The organism is Streptomyces sp. NTD107, from assembly GCF_059510435.1.
Genome location: NZ_JCAJZV010000009.1, coordinates 1 through 20,744, shown reverse-complemented (window position 1 = coordinate 20,744; position 20,744 = coordinate 1). Strand labels below are relative to the sequence as shown.

Below are 20,744 nucleotides of genomic sequence, written 5' to 3'. Positions count from 1 at the left end.
AAAAGGGTCACAGGGATCAAGGGGTGACCGCGGCCAGCCGGCGGACCGCCGTCATCGGCACATGCAGCCAGTGCGGACGGTGCCTGGCCTCGTACAGCACCTCGTAGACGGCCTTGTCCGTCTCGTACGCGCGCAGCAGTTCGGGAGTGCTCAGCGGATCGGATCCGCTGGCCGCCGCGTAACCCCGGCAGAACGCGCCCCGGCTGGCCCGCGACCAGTCCGTCGCCCACGAGCCGCCGTCCGGCTGCTGGCAGGCCGCGTAGTCGAAGGACCGCAGCATGCCCGCGATGTCCCGCACCGGCGGCCCCGGGCGCCGCCGGTCCGCCAGCGGCCTGGCCGGCTCGCCCTCGAAGTCGATGACCGACCAGTGCGCCTCGTCCGCGCGGCGCAGCACCTGGCCCAGATGCAGATCGCCGTGCAGCCGCTGTGCCACACAGTCGCCGCCGCGCCGGGCGTACGCCGTCAGCGCGTCGTACGCCCGCCCGAGCCCGGTGCGGTACGGGCGCAGCGCCGGCACCGCCGCCGCGGCCTCCGCCAGCCGCTCGCTCATCGCGGTGGCGGTCTGCTCCAACTGCCCGCGGTCCAGCACCGAGGTGGGCAGCGTCTGCGCCAGCGCGGTGTGCACCTCCGCCATCGCGCGCCCCAGCGCGTGCGCCGCCGAGCTGAAGTCGGCACGACCGCTGAGCGACCGCAGCGCCAGCTGCCAGCCGTCGCTCGACCCGGCCAGATACGGCTGGAGCACCCCCAGGGTGACCGGCTCCGCGTCGTCCCCCGGCCACGACGCCTCGAACCACGCGGAGGGGGCCGGCACCCGGGCACAGCCTGCCGCCGCCAGCGCGCGCGGCAGCTCCAGATCGGGATGCAGCCCGGGGGAGACCCGGCGGAAGAGCTTGAGGATGTGGGTCTCGCCGTACACCACCGAGGAGTTGGTCTGTTCGCCGGTGAGCGCCCGGGCGCTGAGCCCGGCCGGGATGTGGACGCCCGGCGCCCGGTCGAAGCGCAGCGCGCCCAGCCGGCCCGGCGCCCGCAGCCGCTCCAGCAGCACGGCGGCCAGCCGGGGATCGTACAGCGCCTCGTACACCGCGCGGTCCGCCAGCGGGCCCTCGGTGGGGCGGCCCACCAGCGCGGGCATCAGTTCGGGGGGCAGTGCCGCGCGTACCCCGAGCAGCAGTTGATAGCAGTCGCCGGCCGCCGCCATCGGCCCCGACTGGCGGGTGCGCACCAGCAGATGCAGCAGCCCCGGCGCGTACCCCGGCGCGTCGCACGGCAGCAGTTCGGTGACGGACAGAAGGCTGAGCCCGGCCAGCGGTCTTCCCTTGCCGGCGAACCAGCGCTGCCTGGGCAGCCAGCGCGCCAGCGGCCCGGTCAGCGAACGCAGCAGCGCCCCGCCCTGCGGGGAATCGTCCCGGAGCGAGCCGGGATCGAAGGGGAACGACGCGGCACGGGGCGAGGAGCTTTCCGACATGGGTCCCTTCCCCGAGCACACTGGATTATGTGCTGAAGTGTCCCGTATTGACGCGTTTGTTGCCGGGATGGTGCGGGACGTGTCGCGAAAGGACCTGAAAGGAACAGCCGTGCGGGTGCCAGAACCGCCGCCGGGCGGAGACGCACCGCGCCCCCGCCCGTACGGCCCGGCTCGGCCGGATCAGCGCCCGATCGGCGCCGGCTCAGCCGCTCTCCGCCCCCTGCCGCAGCCGGAACCAGTAGAAGCCGTGCCCCGCCAGGGTCAGCAGATACGGCAGCGCCCCGATCGCCGGGAAACGCACCCCGCCGATGAGTTCCACCGGATGCCGCCCCTGCCACATCCCCAGATCCAGCTCGGTGGGCTGCGAGAAGCGGGAAAAGTTGTGCACACACAGCACCAGGTCGTCCCCGTGCTCGCGCAAGAAGGCCAGCACCGCGGGGTTGGACGAGGGCAGTTCGGCGTACGTGCCCAGGCCGAACGCCGGATTCTGCTTGCGGATCTCCACCATCCGCCGCGTCCAGTGCAGCAGCGAGGACGGCGAACTCATCGCCGCCTCGACATTGGTGACCTGATACCCGTGCACCGGATCCATGATGGCCGGCAGGAACAGCCGCCCCGGGTCACAGGTGGAGAAGCCGGCGTTGCGGTCCGGCGTCCACTGCATGGGGGTACGCACCGCGTCCCGGTCGCCCAGCCAGATGTTGTCCCCCATCCCGATCTCGTCCCCGTAGTAGAGGATCGGCGAGCCGGGCAGCGACAGCAGCAGCGCCGTGAACAGCTCGATCTGGTTGCGGTCGTTGTCCAGCAGGGTGGCCAGCCGGCGCCGGATTCCGATGTTGGCGCGCATCCGCGGGTCCTTGGCGTACTCCGCGTACATGTAGTCGCGCTCCTCGTCGGTGACCATTTCCAGGGTCAGCTCGTCGTGGTTGCGCAGAAAGATCCCCCACTGGCAGCCGGCGGGGATCTGCGGGGTCTTCGCCAGGATTTCCGAGACCGGGTAGCGGGACTCGCGGCGCACCGCCATGAAGATGCGCGGCATCACCGGGAAGTGGAACGCCATGTGGCATTCGTCGCCGCCCGCCGCGTAGTCGCCGAAGTAGTCGACGACGTCCTCCGGCCACTGATTGGCCTCGGCCAGCAGCACCGTGTCCGGGTAGTCCCGGTCGATCTCGGCCCGCAGTTCCTTGAGGAAGTGGTGCGAGGCCGGGAGATTCTCGCAGTTGGTGCCCTCCTCGGCGTACAGATAGGGCACCGCGTCCAGGCGGAAGCCGTCGATGCCCAGGTCGAGCCAGAACCGCAGCGCCGCGATCATCTCCTTGCGCACCGCCGGATTCTCGTAGTTGAGATCCGGCTGGTGCGAGAAGAAGCGGTGGAAGTAGTACTGCTTGCGCACCGGGTCGAAGGCCCAGTTGGAGGACTCGGTGTCGACGAAGATGATCCGGGCGTCCGGATATCCCTTGTCGTCGTCGGCCCACATGTAGTAGTCGCCGTACGGGCCCTGCGGGTCGCGGCGCGACTCCTGGAACCAGCGGTGCTGATCGCTGGTGTGGTTCATGACGAAGTCGATGATGACGCGCATGCCCCGGCTGTGGGCCGCGTCCACGAACTCCACGAAGTCCGCCAGGTCGCCGAACTCCGGCAGCACCGCGCCGTAGTCGGAGACGTCATAGCCCCCGTCGCGCAGCGGTGATGCGAAGAAGGGCGGCAGCCACAGGCAGTCGACCCCGAGCCACTGGAGATAGTCCAGTTTCGAGGTCAGGCCCTTGAGATCCCCGACTCCGTCCCCGTTGCTGTCCTGGAAGGAGCGGACGAGGACCTCGTAGAACACCGCGCGTTTGAACCACTGCGGGTCCCGGTCGCGGGCTGGCGTGTCCTCGAAGGTGTCGAGGACCGGCTCATTGACGCTCATGTTTGGGTGACCCTCCGGTCTGTGAGGACGGTCGCAGGGCGAAAATGTGCGCCGACGAGGTGTGCGCGTCCGCACGGCCAGGTCCGAGACGCACATAATTGTCCCTGCCCCAGTAATAGGTCTCACCGGTGAGCTGGTCGCACACCGGGAAGGGCTCGGCACCACTCTCCTGAGCGAAAGTGAGGCCACACCCCTTGAGTTCCGACATGTCCAACGAGACCGTCGCCTCGTGGGTGTGGTGCGGATCGAGGTTGACCACGATGATCACGGTGTCGGCGTGCGGTGTCCGGGTGCGCTTGGAGTACGCCAGGATGTGCTCGTTGTCGGTGCGGTGAAAGTGCAGATCGCGCAGTTGGCGCAGGGCGGGGTGGGCGCGGCGCAGCCGATTGAGCGCGCCGATCAAGCCGATGATGCTGTTGCCCGATTTACGGGCCGCCGCCCAGTCGCGGGGCCGCAGCTGGTATTTCTCGGAGTCCGCGTACTCCTCCGAGCCGGGACCGGCGGCGGTGCCTTCGCACAGCTCATAGCCGGCGTACATCCCCCAGGAGGGGGAGAGCGTGGCGGCCAGCACGGCGCGGATCTCGAAGGCGGGGCGCCCGCCCTCCTGGAGATAGGCGTGCAGGATGTCCGGGGTGTTCACAAAGAAATTGGGCCGCATGTACGGCGCCGACTCGCCGCTCAGCTCGGTCAGATACTCGGTCAGCTCCGCCTTGGTGTTGCGCCAGGTGAAGTAGGTGTACGACTGCTGGAAGCCGATCTGCGCGAGGGTACGCATCATGGCGGGCCGGGTGAACGCCTCGGCGAGGAAGATGACATCCGGATCGGTGCGGTTGATCTCGGCGATGACCTTCTCCCAGAACACCACCGGCTTGGTGTGCGGATTGTCCACCCGGAACACCCGCACCCCGTGCGACATCCAGAACCGCAGAATCCGCAGCGTCTCGGTGACCAGGCCGCGGAAATCCTGTTCGAAGGAGATCGGATAGATGTCCTGGTACTTCTTCGGCGGGTTCTCGGCGAACGCGATCGAGCCGTCCGCCCGCTTGGCGAACCACTCCGGATGCTGCTTCACCCACGGATGATCAGGGCTGCACTGGAGTGCGAAATCCAGGGCCACTTCCATGTCCAGCGAGCGCGCCGTGGCCACGAAATGATCAAAATCCTCCAGCGAGCCGAGCTCCGGATGGATCGCGTCGTGCCCGCCGTCCCCCGAACCGATCGCCCACGGACAGCCGACATCATCGGTGCCCGCCGTCAGCGCCCCGTTCGCGCCCTTGCGGAACGCCGTGCCGATCGGATGCACCGGCGGCAGATACACCACGTCGAAACCCATCGCCGCGATGTCCGGCAGCCGCCGCGCCGCGCTGCGCAGCGTGCCCGAGACCGGCGGCGCGTGCCGGCGCACCACCGCGCCCTCCGAGCGCGGGAACATCTCGTACCACGCCCCGTACAGCGCCCGCTCGCGCTCCACGATCAGCGGCATCGGGCGCGCCGAGCTGAGCAGTTCGCGCAGCGGATGCCGGGCCAGTACGGCGGTCACCTCCGGGGCCAGCGCGGCGGCGAGCCGGGCCGCGCCGGGCAGTGTGGTGTCGGCCAGCGCGTCGGCGGCCACCGCGATGATCTCGCGGCCCTCGCTCTTGGGTACCCCGGTGGCGGCCTCGCGCAGCAGCGCCGATCCCTCCAGCAACGTCAGCTCGGTGTCAATGCCGGCCGGGATCTTGATCTTCGCGACGCGCCGCCAGCCGGCCACCGGGTCCGACCACGCCTCCACGGTGTACGTCCAGCGGCCCTCCGCGTCCGGGGTGATGTCCGCGCCCCAGCGGTCGGAGCCGGGCGCCAGTTCGCGCATCGGGATCCACGGGCCGCCGCGCCCGGCCGGGTCGCGCAGCAGCACATTGGCCCCCACGGCGCCGGCGCCCTCCCGGAAGACGGTGGCGCTGACCTGGAACGTCTCGCCCGGCACGGCCTTGACGGGCCGCCGGCCGCAGTCGATGCGCGGCTGGACATCAAGAACGGGAATTCGACCGATCATGTGCGGATCACCTCATAGGCGTCGGAGGTGGCTATTTGCTGTTCTCTTCGTGACTTTGTCCTTTCTATATGTTTCACGACTGACTGAGGGGTTTGTCGGGTGTGGCCCCCGGGGCGCGTTCACCCGTGTGGGGGTGAGTGGACGTGAAGTCTCAGCTCTGTATCGCCGTTCATTCCACTGTTCACAGCTATGCACCAGCGCAGTAATGTGCCGTCCACCGAAACACCAGACCACCACCGACCCTTCGAGGTGGACGATGTCCATAGCAAGACCCAAGGCCGTGCGGATGCTTGCGGCCATATTCGCGATCAGCGTGATCGCGACCGGCTGCTCCAGCGACCGCGACAACGGAGACTCCAAGGGGTCCGGCTCCACGGAAACCTTTGTCTTCGGCGCCGCGGGCGACCCCGCCTCCCTCGACCCCTCGCTGGCCAGTGATGGCGAGTCCTTCCGGATCACCCGGCAGGTCTTTGAAACGCTGATCGACCACAAGTCCGGCACCTCCGAGATGGAGGGCAGCCTCGCCAAGACGTGGGAGAGCAACGACGCGGGCACCGAGTGGACGTTCAATCTCCAGGAGGGGGTGACGTTCCACGACGGCTCCGACCTGACCGGCGAAGTCGTCTGTGCCAACTTCGACCGCTGGTACAACTGGACCGGTGCCTACCAGAACACCACACTGTCCTATTACTGGCAGACGATTTTCGGTGGCTTCGCCAACAACGAGAGCGAAGAGACGGCCGAGCCGAACTACGTCGGCTGCACCGCCCCCGACGAGCTGACCGCCGTCATCGAGGTCGTCAAGCCCTCCGCCAACTACCCCGGCGGCTTCTCCCTCGCCGCCTTCGGCATCCACTCGGGCCCCGCCCTTGAGGCGTACGCCGCCGACGAGGCAGGGGGCGGGGGCGACTCCATCACCTTCCCGAAGTACAGCCAGGAAGCCGGCACCGTCGCCGGCAGCGGCCCCTTCCGGGCCACCGGCTGGAACAAGGGCAACGGCGAGGTCACCCTCACCCGCTTCGACGACTACTGGGGCGAGAAGGCGGGCGTCGAGAAGCTCGTCTTCCAGACCATCCCCGAGGAAGCCGCCCGCCGCCAGGCACTCCAGAGCGGTGACATCCACGGCTACGACCTGGTCGCCCCCGCCGATGTGAAGACCCTGTCCGACGCCGGATTCCAGGTGCCCACCCGGGACGTCTTCAACATCTTCTATCTGGGGTTCACCCAGGACAGCCACCCGGCCCTGGAGAGCCTTGAGGTCCGTACCGCCATCGCGCACGCGCTGGACCGGCAGAACCTCGTCGACAGCCAGCTGCCCGCCGGCGGCGTCGTCGCGACCCAGTTCATGCCCGACACGGTCGACGGCTACTCCGAGAACGTCACCACCTACGCGTACGACCCCGAACTCGCCCAGCAGTTGCTCGCCGACTCCGGCGAGGACGACCTGAAGTTCACCTTCTGCTACCCGACCGAGGTCACCCGCCCGTACATGCCCTCCCCGGCGGACCTGTACGAGCTGCTGCGCGCCGACCTGGAGGCCGTCGGCATCACCGTCGAGCCCAAGGCCCTCAAGTGGAACCCGGACTACACCGAGGTCACCCGCGACGGCGGCTGCAACCTGTACCTGCTCGGCTGGACCGGCGACTTCAACGACGGCTACAACTTCCTGGGCACCTGGTTCGCCAAGTACCAGAAGGAGTGGGGCTTCGAGAACGAAGAGCTGTTCGACCTGCTGGACCGCGCCTCCACCGAGCCGGACGTCGACACCCGCACCGCCCTCTACCGGGAGGCCAATGAGTTCGTGATGGACTTCCTGCCCGGCGTGCCGATCTCCTCCTCGCCGCCGTCCATCGCCTTCTCGCCCGACGTCAACCCGCCCACCGTCTCCCCGCTGACGCAGGAGAAATTCTCCGAAGCGTCCTTCAAGTAGGGGACCCGACAGCCGGATCCTCCCGCCGCCCGGCCCCGGGGCACCCCCCGTGGCCGGGCGGCGGTGTGGTCCGACAAGCAAGAAAGGGGCGTTGACCCAAAGGTGTTGCGTCTCATCGTGCGCCGGCTGCTCCAGCTCATACCCACGCTGGCGGGCCTGTCGGTGCTGCTCTTCCTGTGGCTGAACCGGCTGCCGGGCGGCCCCACCGCCGCCCTCCTCGGCGAGCGGGCCACCGAGGCCGACCGCCGCCAGATCGAGGCGGCCCTCGGCCTGGACCAGCCCGTACTCGTACAGTACGGCCGCTTCCTGCGCCGGCTCGTCACCCTCGACCTCGGCACCTCCGTGCAGACCGGCCGCCCGGTGTGGGAGGAGTTCACCACCCGCTTCCCCGCCACCGTCGAACTCGGCCTGAGCGCCCTGCTCATCGCCGTCATCGTCGGCATCCCGCTCGGCTACCTGGCCGCCGCCCGGCGCGGCACCTGGCTCGACATCGGCGCCGTCTCCGGCTCGCTGCTGGGCATCTGCATCCCCGTCTTCTTCCTCGCCTTCCTCCTCAAGGCCGTCTTCGCCGTCCGGCTCGGCTGGCTGCCCAGTGTCGGACGCCAGTCCAACGACATCAATGCCACCGAGATCACCGGATTCCGCATCCTGGACGGGCTGCTCACCGGAGAGTTCGACGCCTCCTGGGACGCGATCATCCATCTGATCCTGCCCGCCACGGCCCTGGCCTCCATCCCGCTGGCGATCATCGTCCGGATGACCCGCGCCTCCGTCCTGGAAGTCCTGGGCGAGGACTACGTCCGCACCGCCGAGTCCAAGGGGCTCAAGCGGCAGGTGGTACGCGCCCGGCACGTCCTGCGCAACGCCCTGCTGCCGGTCGTCACCACCATCGGCCTGCTCACCGGCTCCCTGCTGTCCGGTGCGGTGCTCACCGAATCCGTCTTCGCCTTCAACGGCATCGGCCACTTCCTGCGCTCCGCCATCGACGGTCGTGACTACCCCGTCCTCATGGGCTTCATCATGTTCATCGCGACGCTCTACGTCGTCATCAATCTGCTGGTCGACCTGGCGTACAGCCTCATCGACCCGAGGGTGCGGGTGCACTGATGAGTACCAAGACCACGAAGATCGACCGGCTCGCCGAGCTGACCGCCCAGCGGGAATCCACCACCGGCGCCAGCCTGTGGACCGAGGCGCTGCGCCGGCTGCGCTCCTCCAAGATGGCCCTGATCGGCGGCGTCATCATCGCCGTCTTCATCGTGCTGGCGATCATCGGCCCCTGGATCGCCCCGCACAACCCGATCCAGCAGTGGCGCGGCGAGGTGTTCCCCAACCAGAACACCTTCGTCGGCTCCCGCTCGGGGAACTGGCTGGGCCTGGACCACCTGGGCCGCGACCAGCTCTCCCGGATGCTGGTCGGCGCCCGCCAGACGCTGCTGGTCGGGATCATCGCCACCCTGCTCGGCTTCACCGCCGGTGCCCTGATCGGCGGACTGTCCGGCGCCGCCCTCGCCTTCGGCGGCAAGACCGGCCGGCGCATCGACACCGCCGTGATGCGCTTCATCGACATGGTGCTGGCGCTGCCCTCGCTGCTGCTCGCCGTCTCCGTCGCCGCCATCCTCGGCCAGTCCCTCACCACCGTGATGATCGCGGTCGGGGTGGCCCAGATCCCCATCTTCGCCCGGCTGCTGCGCGGCTCCATGCTCGCCCAGTCCGGCTCCGACTACGTACTGGCCGCCCGCTCGCTGGGCGTGCGCCGGCGGCGCATCGTTACCGCGCACGTGCTGCCCAACTCCCTGGGCCCGGTGATCGTGCAGTGCACCCTCGCGCTGGCCACCGCCATCATCGAGGCCGCCGCCCTGTCCTATCTGGGGCTGGGCAACCCCGACGCCGCCCAGCCCGAATGGGGCGTCATGCTCGTCCAGGCCCAGCCGTACTTCGACCAGGCGCCGATGATGGCGCTCTACCCGGCGCTCGGCATCATCATCACCGCACTGGGCTTCACCCTGCTGGGCGAGGCGATGCGCGAAGCACTCGACCCGAAACTGCGGAGCTGATGACCATGCCCAGGCAACCGGAACCCCCACTGCTGAGCGTGGAAGACCTCACCGTCACCTTCACCGGGCGCGGTCGCACCGACGTCCGGGCCGTCTCCGGAGTCTCCTTCGAGGTGGCGCGGGGCCAGGTCACCGGCCTGGTCGGCGAATCGGGCTGCGGAAAGAGCGTCACTTCCCTCGCCCTGATGGGGCTGCTGCCCAAGAAGGGCGTGAGGGTCGGCGGCCACGCCCACTTCGAAGGCACCGACCTGCTTACCCTCGGCCGCGACCAACTGCGCGACCTGCGCGGCAGCCAGCTGGCGATGATCTTCCAGGACCCGCTGTCCTCCCTCAACCCGGTCATCCCCATCGGCCTCCAGGTCACCGAGATCCTCACCCGGCACCGCGGTCTGCGCGGCGCCGCCGCCCGCGCCGAGGCCGCCGCCCTGCTGGAACGGGTCGGCATCCCCGACCCCACCCGGCGGCTCAAGGAGTACCCGCACCAGCTCTCCGGCGGCATGCGGCAGCGCGCGCTCATCGCCATGGCGGTGGCCTGTGCGCCCCGGCTGCTCATCGCGGACGAGCCGACCACCGCACTCGACGTCACCATCCAGGCGCAGATCCTGGAACTGCTGAAGGAACTCGTCGACCAGCAGGGCACCGCGCTGCTGATGATCACCCACGACATGGGGGTGGTCGCCGGGCTGTGCGACCGGGTCAATGTGCTGTACGCGGGCAAGGTCGTCGAGGCGGCCGAGCGCCGTCCGCTGTTCGCCGCACCCACCCACCCGTACGCGCACGGCCTGCTCGGCTCCATCCCCCGCCTGGACGCGCCGCGCGGCGAACCGCTCAACCCGATCCGCGGCTCCATCAGCGACACCATCGCCTGGGCGGACGGCTGCGCCTTCGCGCCGCGCTGCGACTTCTACTCCGAGCAGTGCCTGAGCGGCACCCCCGAACTGACCGAACCGCACACGGCCGGCCACCGGGTGCGCTGCGTCCACCCCGTACCCGCCGTAACGCTCGGCAAGGAAGGAGCGGACCGGTGAGCCTGCTCGAACTCGACGACGTGAAGGTCCACTTCCCCGTCAAACGCGGCGTCCTCTTCGACCGCACCGTGGGACACGTGTACGCGGTGGACGGCGTCTCGCTGTCCGTGACCGCCGGTCAGACGTACGGCCTGGTCGGCGAGTCCGGCTGCGGCAAGACCACCCTGGGCCGGGCCGTGCTGCGGCTGACCGACATCACCTCGGGCTCGGTCGTCTTCGACGGTACGGACCTGGCACAGCTGCCGGCGGAGGAGATGCGGCGCGCCAGGCGCCGGCTCCAGATGGTCTTCCAGGACCCGCTCGGCTCGCTCAACCCCCGGCAGAACATCGAGTCGATCCTCGCCGAGGGCATGGCCGCGCACGGCATCGGCGCCGACCGGACGGAGCGCCGCGAGAAGATCAAGGAGATCCTCACCAGGGTCGGGCTGCCGCACAGCGCGCTCTCCCGCTACCCGCACGAGTTCTCCGGCGGGCAGCGGCAGCGCATCGGCATCGCCCGGGCGCTGGTCCTGGAACCCGATGTGATCATCTGCGACGAGCCGGTGTCGGCGCTGGACGTCTCCATCCAGGCCCAGGTCATCAATCTGCTGGAGGAACTCCAGGAGTCGCTGGGCCTGACCTATCTGGTCATCGCCCACGACCTGGCCGTGGTGCGGCACATCTCCGATGTCATCGGCGTGATGTACCTGGGCGCGCTGGTCGAGGAGGCGCCCTCGGACGCGCTGTACGCCGAGCCGCGCCACCCGTACACCCGCGCCCTGATGTCGGCGGTGCCGGTGCCCGACCCGGAGGTGGAGGACCGGCGCGAACGCATCCTGCTGCGTGGCGATCTGCCCTCGCCGGCCAACCCGCCCACCGGCTGCCGGTTCCACACCCGCTGCCCGTGGCGGCAGCCGACCCGGTGCGACACGGAGCGGCCCGAGCTGACCGACACCGGCGACGGCCACCGGGTGGCCTGCCACTTCGCGGCCGGGATCGCCGACGGCTCGCTGCGGCCGACCTCCCAGCTGGCGCCGCCGGTGCTGGTCGAGGTGGAGCAGGCCAAGGAGCCAGGGGAGGAAACACCGGCCGCCGTCTCCTGACGGCGGCCGGGACACGGGGCCGCCGCGCCACGCCGGCGCGGCGGCCCCCGCACGTTCCTGATGGTCCCCGGGGGTGGTTTGGTGACGGTTTCCTGCGTCATGCGCCGGAAACCACCCCTTGTGCCTCTCCTGCCCGGATACCTTCGGATCCGTGAAGGCCATCCGTCGTTTCTCCGTGACAGCCGTCCTCCCCGAGCCGCTGCGACCGCTGCGGGAACTGGCGTTCAACCTGCGCTGGTCCTGGCACCCCGACACCCGTGAGCTGCTGAGATCCGTGGACCCGGACGGCTGGCGGCGGGCCGGCGCCGACCCGGTACGGCTGCTGGCATCCGTCACCGCCGACCGGCTCGCCGCCCTCGCCGCCGACCGGGGCTTCGTACGCCGCCTGGAGGTCGCCGCCGGCGATCTGCGCGACTATCTCACCGAACCCCGCTGGTACCAGCACGCCGAGGGCGAACTGCCCCGCGCCATCGCCTACTTCTCACCCGAGTTCGGCATCACCGCCGCCCTGCCCCAGTACTCCGGCGGCCTCGGCATCCTCGCCGGCGACCACCTCAAGGCCGCCAGCGACCTCGGCGCCCCGCTGATCGGGGTGGGCCTGCTCTACCGGCACGGCTACTTCCGGCAGTCCCTGGACGCGGACGGCTGGCAGTGCGAGAGCTACCCCGTGCTCGACCCCCGTGAACTGCCGCTCACCGAACTGACCGGCCCCGACGGCACCCCCGTCCGCGTCACCCTCGCCCTGCCCGGCGGACGCACCCTCACCGCCCGGGTGTGGCAGGCGGCGGTCGGCCGCGTCCCGCTGCTGCTGCTCGACTCCGCCGTCGACGGCAACGCCCCCGCCGAACGCGACGTCACCGACCGGCTGTACGGCGGCGGCAGCGAACACCGGCTGCTCCAGGAGATGCTGCTGGGCATCGGCGGCATGCGGGCGGTACGCGCCTACTGCCGCATCACCGGGCACCCCGAGCCCGAGGTGTTCCACATGAACGAGGGCCACGCCGGATTCCTCGGCCCCGAACGCATCCGCGAACTCGACGCCCTCGGCATCGGCTTCGACGCCGCCGCCCGGATGGTACGGGCCGGCACCGTCTTCACCACCCACACCCCGGTCCCGGCCGGCATCGACCGCTTCCCGGAGGAACTGGTGGCCAGGCACCTCGGCCCCGGCGGCGAACTGGAGCCGCTGGACACCGGCGCGCTGCTGGCACTGGGCCGCGAACCGGACGGGCCCGAGCCCGGGCACCAGCCGCAGTTCAACATGGCCGTGCTCGGGCTGCGCACGGCGCAGCGCGCCAACGGGGTCTCCACCCTGCACGGGGCGGTGGCCAGGGAGATGTTCGCCGGACTGTGGCCCGGCTTCGACCCCGGCGAGGTGCCCATCACCTCCGTCACCAACGGCGTGCACGCCCCCACCTGGACCGCCGACGCGCTCACCCGCGCCGAGGACCCCGGCCGGCTCACCGACGCCGAACTGTGGGAGCTGCGGCGCGGGCTGCGCGAGACGCTGGTGCACGAGGTACGGGCCCGGCTGCGCCACTCCTGGCGGCAGCGCGGCGCGGGCGACGCCGAGCTGGGCTGGATCGACGAGGTCCTCGACCCGGACGTGCTGACGCTGGGCTTCGCACGGCGCGTCCCCTCGTACAAGCGGCTCACCCTGATGCTGCGCGACCCCGAACGCTTCAAGGCGCTGCTGCTGCACCCCGAACGCCCCGTCCAACTGGTGGTCGCCGGCAAGGCGCACCCGGCGGACGAGGGCGGCAAGCGGCTGATCCAGGACCTGGTGCGGTTCGCCGACGACCCGGAGGTACGGCACCGGATCGTGTACCTCCCCGACTACGGCATGGCGATGGCCCGCGGCCTGTACGCCGGCTGCGACGTGTGGCTGAACAACCCGCTGCGCCCGCTGGAGGCGTGCGGCACCTCCGGCATGAAGTCGGCGCTCAACGGCGGCCTCAACCTGTCGGTGCGCGACGGCTGGTGGGACGAGTGGTGCGAGCCGGACTTCGGCTGGGAGATCCCCACGGCGGACGGACTCACCGGCGGCGACCCGGAGCGGCGCGACACGGTGGAGGCGGCGGCGCTGTACCGGCTGCTGGAGGAGCAGGTCGCGCCGTGCTTCTACACGCGCGGGCGCGGCCGGTGGCTGGAGATGGTGCGGGCCACCCTGGGGCGGCTGGGGCCGAAGGTGCTGGCGGAGCGGATGGTACGGGAGTATGTGACCGGCCTGTACACGCCGGCCGCCCACGCCCACCGCGCGATGGACGCGGCGGCGGCCGGCGAACTCGCGGCGTACGCCGAGCGCGTACGGCGGGAGTGGCCCAAGGTGAGCGTGGACCACGTCGAGACCGGCGACGAACCGCCGGTGCTGGGCGGCGCGCTGCCGCTGCGGGCCAGGATCCGGCTCGGCGAGCTGGAGCCGGCCGAGGTGGAGGTCCAGGCGATCACCGGCCGGGTCGATGAGAGCGACCGGCTGCTGGACGCCGAGCCGGTCACCCTGAAACCGGACGGCGGCCCCGACCTGGAGGGCCACTGGACCTACACGGCCGACCTCCCGCTGCCCCACCCGGGCCCCTTCGGCTACACGGTCCGGGTCCTGCCCACCCACCGCCTGCTGGCGACCACCGCCGAACTGGGCCTGACCGCCCTCCCGTCCGAGGCCCGGACCGAGGAAGCGGGCATTTTGCTGCGCTGACCCACACCGACCGGACCCCGGCCGCGCCCGCGCCCGCGGCCGGGGTCCGGTCGGTCGTGGTGACGCCGCCACCCCGATGGGGGCCGGGTCCACCGGGGCGGGGTGCGGGGCTTGTGCCCCGCACCCCGCCCCGCCCTGTCCTCGGCACCGCGGCCTCCGCCTCCGGCCGCCGGTCGGGTCAGGCCAGGCTGTCGCGCCAGGCCCGGTGCAGGTCCGCGAAGCGGCCGGTACCGGCGATCAGGTCGGCCGGCGGGCCGTCCTCCACGATCCTTCCCGCCTCCATCACCAGCACCCGGTCCGCGATCTCCACCGTGGACAGACGGTGCGCGATCACCACCGCCGTACGGCCGCGCAGCACCGTCTCCATCGCGTCCTGCACCGCCTTCTCACCGGGGATGTCCAGCGACGAGGTGGCCTCGTCCAGGATCACCACCGAGGGGTCCGCCAGCAGCACCCGGGCGAACGCCACCAACTGCCGCTGCCCCGCCGAGATCCGGCCGCCGCGCTTGCGGACATCCGTGTCGTAGCCGTCCGGCAGCGCCGTGATGAAGTCGTGCGCGCCGATCGCCTTCGCCGCCCGTTCGATCTCGTCCCGGTCGGCGTCCGGCTTGCCGATCGCGATGTTCTCCGCGACGGTGCCCGAGAACAGGAACGCCTCCTGGGTCACCATCACCACCCCGCGCCGCAGCTCCGCCGGACTCAGCTCGCGCAGATCCGTACCGTCCAGCAGCACCCGGCCATCGGTCGGGTCGTAGAACCGCGCCAGCAGCTTCGCCAGCGTCGACTTCCCGGCCCCGGTGGCCCCCACCAGCGCCGTCGTCTGCCCGGCGGGCAAGGTCAGCTCGAAGGTGGGCAGCACCTCGCCACCGGTGCGGTACGCGAACCGCACGCCCTCGAACACCACCTCGCGCCCCGGCTGCCCGGCCGCCCGCTGCGCCGGCGTCACGGGACGCTCCGGCTCCGGTACGTCCGGCCGCTGGTGCAGCAGCCCGGCGATCTTGTCCAGCGAGGCCACCGCCGACTGGTAGTTGTTCAGGATCATCGCGAACCGGTCGATCGGGTCGTACAGCCGCCGGATGTACAGCGCACCCGCCGCCAGCGCGCCCAGCTCCAGCTCGCCCGACGCCACCCGGTACGCGCCCCACATCACGATCGCCGCCACCCCGGTGGCGGCCAGCAGCCGGGACAGCAGCACGAACCGCGCCATCTCCAGGATCGTGTCGCCGTTGACCCGCTCGTGCTGCCGGTTGATCGCGTCGAACCCGGCGTCGTTGACCGCCTCACGGCGGAACGCCTTCACCGGCCGGATGCCGTTCAGCGTCTCGGAGAACTTCACGATCACCTTGGCGATCGCGGTGGACCGCCGGCTGAACCGCTCGGCCGACCGCCGCCGGTAGTTCTGCACCAGGAACACCAGCGGAATGAACGACAGCAGCGCCGCCCCGCCGAGCCCCAGGTCCAGATAGAACAGCAGCGCCCCGATGTACACCACGGACACCAGCACCATCAGCATCTCCTGGAGCCCCTCGTCGAGAAGCTCGCGCAGCGACTGCACATCGGTGGTGGCGCGGGAGATCAGCCGCCCTGAGGTGTAGCGGTCGTGGAAGTCCAGGCTGAGCGCCTGCGCGTGCCGGTAGATCCGGCCGCGCAGCTCCAGCAGGACGCGCTGGCTGATCCGGGCCGCCACCCGGATGAAGACGTGCTGGAGCGCGCCGCCGCCCAGCGCGCACAGCAGGTACGCGACGGCCACCGCGATCAGCGGGCCGTAGTTGTCCTGGTCGCGGATGGCCGGGACGCCCCGGTCGATCGCGTACGCGACCAGCAGCGGGGTGCCCTGCACCGCCGCCTGCTGGGCGAGCAGCAGGAGCGCGGCGAGCGCGACCCGTACCCGGTACGGGCGCAGCAGCGAGAACAGCAGCTGCCGGGACGCGCCGCGCGGCGCGGGCAGCTTGTCCTGGGCGATCGGGTCGGGGGCGGGCGGCGACTGCTGCCGCCGCTGCGGATCGCCGGCGGTCTCTTCGGCGGTGCTGGTGGCGGTGCTGGTGGCGCTCATCGGACGGTGACCTCTTCGGGCTCCTCGGACGGTCCGCTGTGGGCCGTGCCGGTCATCAGCAGCCGGTATTCGGCGTTGTCGCGCAGCAGTTCGGTGTGGGTGCCCACGGCGGCGATCCGGCCGCCGGAGAGCAGCGCGACCCGGTCGGCCAGCTGGACGGTGGAGGGCCGGTGGGCGACCACCAGCGCGGTGGTGGTGGCCAGTACGTCGCGCAGGGCGGCCTCCACCCGGGCCTCGGTGTGCACATCGAGGGCGGAGAGCGGATCGTCCAGCACCAGGAAGCGCGGCCGGCCGACGACGGCGCGGGCCAGCGCGAGCCGCTGTCGCTGGCCGCCGGACAGGCTCAGGCCCTGCTCGCCGACCTCGGTCCCGGCGCCCTGCGGCAGCGCGCCGACGAAGCCGTCCGCCTGGCTGATGCCCAGGGCCCGCACCAGCTCGGCGTCGGGGTCGGCGCCGTGGTCCGGGGTGCCGTGGTCCGGGGCGCCCATCAGGATGTTCTCCCGCACGGAGGCCGAGAACAGGGTCGGCTCCTCGAAGGCGACCGCGACCCGCTCGCGCACCTCGTGCAGCGGGAGGGTGGCGATGTCCGTACCGTCCAGGGTGATCCGCCCGGCGGTCACCTCGTGCAGCCGGGGGACCAGCGCGGTCAGCGCGGTCTTGCCGCTGCCGGTGGCGCCGACCAGGGCCATCGTCTCGCCGGGGCGGATGTGCAGCTCGATGCCGTCCAGCACGGCCGGGGTGTCGGGCGGGGAGTCCGGGAAGCGGAAGACCACCTGCTCGAAGCGGATGCCCTCGTCCGTACCGGCGGCGGCGTCGGAGGGGCCGGCCTCGCGGATGCGCTCCGGCGGCGCCTTGACGTCCATCACCTCGAAGAACCGGTCGGTGGCGGCGGCCGTGTCATTGGTCATGGCCAGCAGGAAGCCGATGGACTCCACCGGCCAGCGCAGCGCCATCGCGGTGGCCATGAACGCCACCAGGGTGCCGGCGGTGAGCGTGCCGTCCGCGACCTGGAGCACCCCGACCACCAGGGCGGCGCCCATGAACAGCTCGGGCAGCGTCATGATGAACGTCCAGATCCAGGCCAGCAGCTTGGCCTTGCGGATCTCGGTATCCACCAGCCGCTGGGAGAGCGCCTGGAACGCCTGCGCCTGGCTGCGGTGCCGGCCGAAGCCCTTGATGACCCGGATGCCGAGGATGGACTCCTCCACCAGGGTCGTCAGGTCGCCCATCTGGTCCTGGGCGCGGCGGGCGACCACCGAGTACCTGGTCTCGAAGACCATGCACAGGATGATCAGCGCCGGCACCGGCGCCAGCAGGATGAGGCCGAGCACCCACTGCTGGGAGAGCAGGATGACGCAGCCGATGAGGATGGTGGCGCTGTTGACGATGAGGAAGGTGAGCCCGAAGGCCAGCCACATGCGCAGCAGCTGGAGATCACCGGTGCCCCGGGAGAGCAGCTGGCCGGTGGCCCACCGGTCGTGGAAGGCGACCGGCAGCCGCTGGACGTGCTGGTAGAGGTCCGCGCGCATCCCGGCCTCGACGCGGGTGAGGGGGCGGGCCACCAGCCAGCGTCGCAGCCCGAACAGCAGGGCCTCGAACAGCCCCACCACCAGCAGCACGGTGCCGCCGATCCACACTCCGCCGGTGTCGCCGTCGGCGACCGGGCCGTCCACGATCCACTTGAGGATGAGCGGCATGCTCAGCCCCAGCGAGGCCGCCGCGATGGCCACGGCGGCGGCGCCGAAGACCCGGACCCGTACCGGCCGTACATAGGGCCACAGCCGCAGCAGTGAACGGACGACGGAACGTTTGGCGGCAGGCGCGGCCTGGGCGGGGGCGGGGGCGGTGGCAGACATCAGGATCGAGCCTACGTTCAGGCACTGACACTTCCCACCCGGTTTTTGGTCCTACGACCGGGGGCGGAGCGCGGCCTGGGCCTCGATCGCGCTGATCAGCATGGCGATCTCCGCCTCGAAGACCTGTTCCGGGCCGATGGCGTCGATCAGCGGCGCGAGCGCGCGCAGCCGGGCTGCCTCGCTGCCGGGGCGGGCGGCGGCGGCGAAGAGCTGGGCGTTGCGCTCGGGGGTGGTGGGATCGCCGCCGGCGCCGCGTGCGGACTCGCTGCGGGCGCGGCCCTGCACGAGGTCGATGAAGACCAGGTACCAGGTGGCGGTGGCGGGTTCGTCCAGGCCGGCCTCACCGAGGGTGGCGAGCAGGGTTTCGGCGAGCAGCAGTCCGCCGCGGCGGCCGGTGTTGGGGCGGCCGATGGTCCTCTCGGACAGGCCGGGATAGGCGACGAGCGTGGCGCGCATGGCGGCGGCGAGGGAGCGCAGCCGGTGCTGCCAGGGGCCGGTGAGGTCGGCGGCCGGGAGCAGTTCCTGCTCGATGACGGCGCCGCTGATCAGCTCCAGCAGGGTGTCCTTGTCCGGGATGTGGCGGTAGAGGGCCATTCGGGAGGCGCCGACCTCGGCGGCCAGGCGGCGGATGGTGACGGCGTCGATCCCTTCGGCGCGGGCCAGTTCGAGGGCCGCGGTGATGATCCGGGCGCGGTCCAGGCTGCCCCAGGGGCGGCGTTGCGGGGTGGAGGTCATGGCGCCGACCGTACTTGCGGACAGTGTCCGCAAGTGTCTAGGGTGGCCCTGCCCGACCAGGAAAGGGGCATGCCATGTCCGTGACCGGACGACTGTTCACCGGCGCGCTGACGGTGGCCACGGCGCAGACCGTGGTGATCTCCGCGCTGCCGGTGCTCGGCACCGAACTGGGAATCACCCCCTCGGCGGCCACCTGGACACTGACCGTCTTCATGCTGACCGGGGCGATCACCACCCCCATCGCCGGCCGGCTCGGCGACATGTTCGGCTACCGGCGGACCCTGCTGGCGTGCCTGACCGCCTTCGCCGCCGGCACCCTGCTGTGCGCGCTCGGCGCCGGTGCCGGTTCGTACCCGCTGCTGCTCGCCGGGCGGGCACTGGCCGGCCTGGGCTGCGGTGCCTTTCCGCTCACCTTCGGCATGGCCCGGGCGGCGCTGCCCGCCCAGCGGCTGCCACGGGCGATCGCCCTGATGTCGGCGCTCACCGGCATGGGCGGCGCGCTGGGCATGGTGATCTCCGGGCCGCTGGCCGGGAGCTGGGGCGCGGCCGGGCTGTTCTGGCCGCTGCTGCCGTTCGCCGCCCTCGCGCTGCTGCTCGCCGCCGGGCTGCCCCGTACCACCGCACCGGCCGGCGGGCGGGTGGACATCGGCGGCGCGCTGCTGCTGGCCGGCGCGCTGGTGGGCGGACTGCTGGTGATCAGCCAGGGCCGCGCCTGGGGCTGGACCGCGCCCGCCACCCTCGGCGTCGCGGCCGGCGCGGTGGCCCTGGCGGCGGCGTTCGTGCTGACCGAACACCGGGTACGGGAGCCGTTGGTCGACTTCGCGCTGCACGGGCGGCGCGCGGTGGCGCTCACCCACGCGTCAGCGGTGGTGATCGGCGCCGCGATGTTCGGCGCTATCACCCTGGTCCCGGTGCTCGCGCAGAGCGGGACCGTCGGCGCCTCGCCGACCGAGACGGGGCTGATGATGATCCCGACCGTGCTGCTGACGGTGCTCGTGACCCCGCTCGCGCCGCGACTGCGCGGCCGGTACGGCGCCCGGGCGCCGCTGACGGCTGGCGTGGCGCTGGCGGCGTTCACCCTGGCGCTGCTCGCCGTGGCCCACGAGCGGGTGTGGCAGCTCGTCCTGGCCGGGGCGCTGACCGGCGTGGCCTACGGGCTGGCGTTCGCGGCGCTCGGCGCGCTGGTGGTCGAGGCGGTGACACCGGCCGAGACCGGCGCGGCGGGCGGCGTGAACACCGTCGCCCGCACGGTCGGCGGCGCGATCGGGGCGCAGCTGGCCACCGCGCTGGTGGTGGCCGGGGGAGCGGAGCACGGCTATGCGCTGGCCTTCACGGTGTTCGCGGCGCTGGCGGCGGGGGCGGTGCCGCTGGTGCGGGCCGTCCCTGTCAGTGGCGACCGCTACGGTGGCGGGCATGAGCCGAATCGAAGTCCGGGAGCTGCAAGCGGCGCTGCGCACCGCGAATGACATCGCCTTCGACCAGGAGAGCCCGGCTGGCGAGCAGGCCGAGGTGCTGGTCGACGCGCTGCGCCGGGCGCTGACGGCGGCGCAGTCGCTGACGGACGGCCCGGGCGAGACGGGCTGCCGCGAGCATCCGCGTGGCGCGGTCGATCCGCTGCACGGGGACCGCGACGACCCGCTGCCGCCGGGCTGGGGCAAGTGCCTGCTGTGCAACGACCGCCGCCGCCGGGCCGCCACCCGCCGCCGCCCCCCGACCCCCACCCCCGCCCCGGGCCGCGCCTGACCGGCGACACCGCCCCGGGTACGCCATCCGGCCGCGCGGTGGCTGTCCGTTGGGGGAGCCGGCATGCTCGCGCGCGCTCCGCTCTTCCGGGAGGCCGCGGCCCAGCGGTGCGTTGCGACGGCGTCCGCACCGTACCGGCGTGCGCCGTCCGGCAGGTCC

14 protein-coding genes are annotated in these 20,744 nt (G+C 71.6%); 8 read left to right on the top strand and 6 right to left on the bottom strand.

Annotated features, from left to right (window positions below; translation table 11 throughout):
• Positions 1 to 16: 16 nt before the first annotated feature.
• From AC5WRL_RS18840 to AC5WRL_RS18830, 3 genes are all read right to left on the bottom strand, one after another.
• Positions 17 to 1,465, bottom strand: a complete 1,449-nt coding sequence (locus AC5WRL_RS18840) for a maltokinase N-terminal cap-like domain-containing protein (protein WP_496089758.1) — start codon at positions 1,463 to 1,465, stop codon at positions 17 to 19.
• Positions 1,466 to 1,667: 202 nt separating this feature from the next.
• Positions 1,668 to 3,374: a maltose alpha-D-glucosyltransferase gene (treS, locus tag AC5WRL_RS18835; protein WP_496089757.1), complete on the bottom strand. Its 1,707-nt coding sequence runs from the start codon at positions 3,372 to 3,374 to the stop codon at positions 1,668 to 1,670.
• Positions 3,361 to 5,406, bottom strand: a complete 2,046-nt coding sequence (locus tag AC5WRL_RS18830) for an alpha-1,4-glucan--maltose-1-phosphate maltosyltransferase (protein ID WP_496089756.1) — start codon at positions 5,404 to 5,406, stop codon at positions 3,361 to 3,363. The genes treS and AC5WRL_RS18830 overlap by 14 nt, the downstream gene beginning before the upstream one ends.
• Before the next feature lie 256 nt (positions 5,407 to 5,662).
• On the opposite strand from AC5WRL_RS18830, the gene AC5WRL_RS18825 reads away from it, so the two are divergent.
• The 6 genes from AC5WRL_RS18825 (at position 5,663) to glgP (ending at position 14,198) form a co-directional block, all read left to right on the top strand.
• Positions 5,663 to 7,336 (top strand): ABC transporter substrate-binding protein, encoded by a 1,674-nt coding sequence (locus AC5WRL_RS18825; RefSeq protein WP_496089755.1) that lies wholly within the window; start codon positions 5,663 to 5,665, stop codon positions 7,334 to 7,336.
• A 102-nt stretch (positions 7,337 to 7,438) separates the two neighbouring features.
• Entirely contained in the window at positions 7,439 to 8,443 is a 1,005-nt protein-coding gene (locus AC5WRL_RS18820) for an ABC transporter permease (protein ID WP_496089754.1), read from the top strand.
• Positions 8,443 to 9,393, top strand: a complete 951-nt coding sequence (locus AC5WRL_RS18815; protein WP_496089753.1) for an ABC transporter permease — start codon at positions 8,443 to 8,445, stop codon at positions 9,391 to 9,393. The genes AC5WRL_RS18820 and AC5WRL_RS18815 overlap by 1 nt, the downstream gene beginning before the upstream one ends.
• A 5-nt stretch (positions 9,394 to 9,398) precedes the next feature.
• A complete protein-coding gene (locus AC5WRL_RS18810) occupies positions 9,399 to 10,421 on the top strand; it encodes an ABC transporter ATP-binding protein (protein ID WP_496089752.1) in 1,023 nt (340 codons plus the stop codon).
• A complete protein-coding gene (locus tag AC5WRL_RS18805; RefSeq protein WP_496089751.1) occupies positions 10,418 to 11,503 on the top strand; it encodes an ABC transporter ATP-binding protein in 1,086 nt (361 codons plus the stop codon). Before AC5WRL_RS18810 ends, AC5WRL_RS18805 begins: the two co-directional genes overlap by 4 nt.
• A 151-nt stretch (positions 11,504 to 11,654) precedes the next feature.
• The gene (gene glgP, locus AC5WRL_RS18800) at positions 11,655 to 14,198 is read left to right on the top strand and encodes an alpha-glucan family phosphorylase (protein WP_496089750.1); all 2,544 of its coding nucleotides are present in this window, start codon (positions 11,655 to 11,657) and stop codon (positions 14,196 to 14,198) included.
• Between the two features lie 178 nt (positions 14,199 to 14,376).
• On the opposite strand, the gene AC5WRL_RS18795 is transcribed toward glgP, so the two are convergent.
• From AC5WRL_RS18795 to AC5WRL_RS18785, 3 genes are read right to left on the bottom strand one after another with little or no spacing between them, the layout of a single operon-like run.
• Positions 14,377 to 16,251, bottom strand: coding sequence for an ABC transporter ATP-binding protein (locus tag AC5WRL_RS18795; RefSeq protein ID WP_496089749.1), 1,875 nt, complete (start codon positions 16,249 to 16,251; stop codon positions 14,377 to 14,379).
• Positions 16,248 to 18,107 carry an ABC transporter ATP-binding protein gene (locus AC5WRL_RS18790; RefSeq protein WP_496089748.1) on the bottom strand — a complete coding sequence of 620 codons (1,860 nt, stop codon included), beginning with the start codon at positions 18,105 to 18,107 and terminating at the stop codon, positions 16,248 to 16,250. Before AC5WRL_RS18790 ends, AC5WRL_RS18795 begins: the two co-directional genes overlap by 4 nt.
• A gap of 51 nt (positions 18,108 to 18,158) precedes the next feature.
• Positions 18,159 to 18,842 (bottom strand): TetR/AcrR family transcriptional regulator, encoded by a 684-nt coding sequence (locus AC5WRL_RS18785; protein ID WP_496089747.1) that lies wholly within the window; start codon positions 18,840 to 18,842, stop codon positions 18,159 to 18,161.
• Between the two features lie 74 nt (positions 18,843 to 18,916).
• Here AC5WRL_RS18785 and AC5WRL_RS18780 point away from each other — a divergent pair, with 74 nt between their 5' ends.
• On the top strand, positions 18,917 to 20,308 hold the full coding sequence (locus tag AC5WRL_RS18780) for an MFS transporter (RefSeq protein WP_496089746.1): 1,392 nt from the start codon (positions 18,917 to 18,919) through the stop codon (positions 20,306 to 20,308).
• On the top strand, positions 20,256 to 20,585 hold the full coding sequence (locus AC5WRL_RS18775) for a hypothetical protein (RefSeq protein ID WP_496089745.1): 330 nt from the start codon (positions 20,256 to 20,258) through the stop codon (positions 20,583 to 20,585). Before AC5WRL_RS18780 ends, AC5WRL_RS18775 begins: the two co-directional genes overlap by 53 nt.
• Positions 20,586 to 20,744 lie beyond the last annotated feature (159 nt).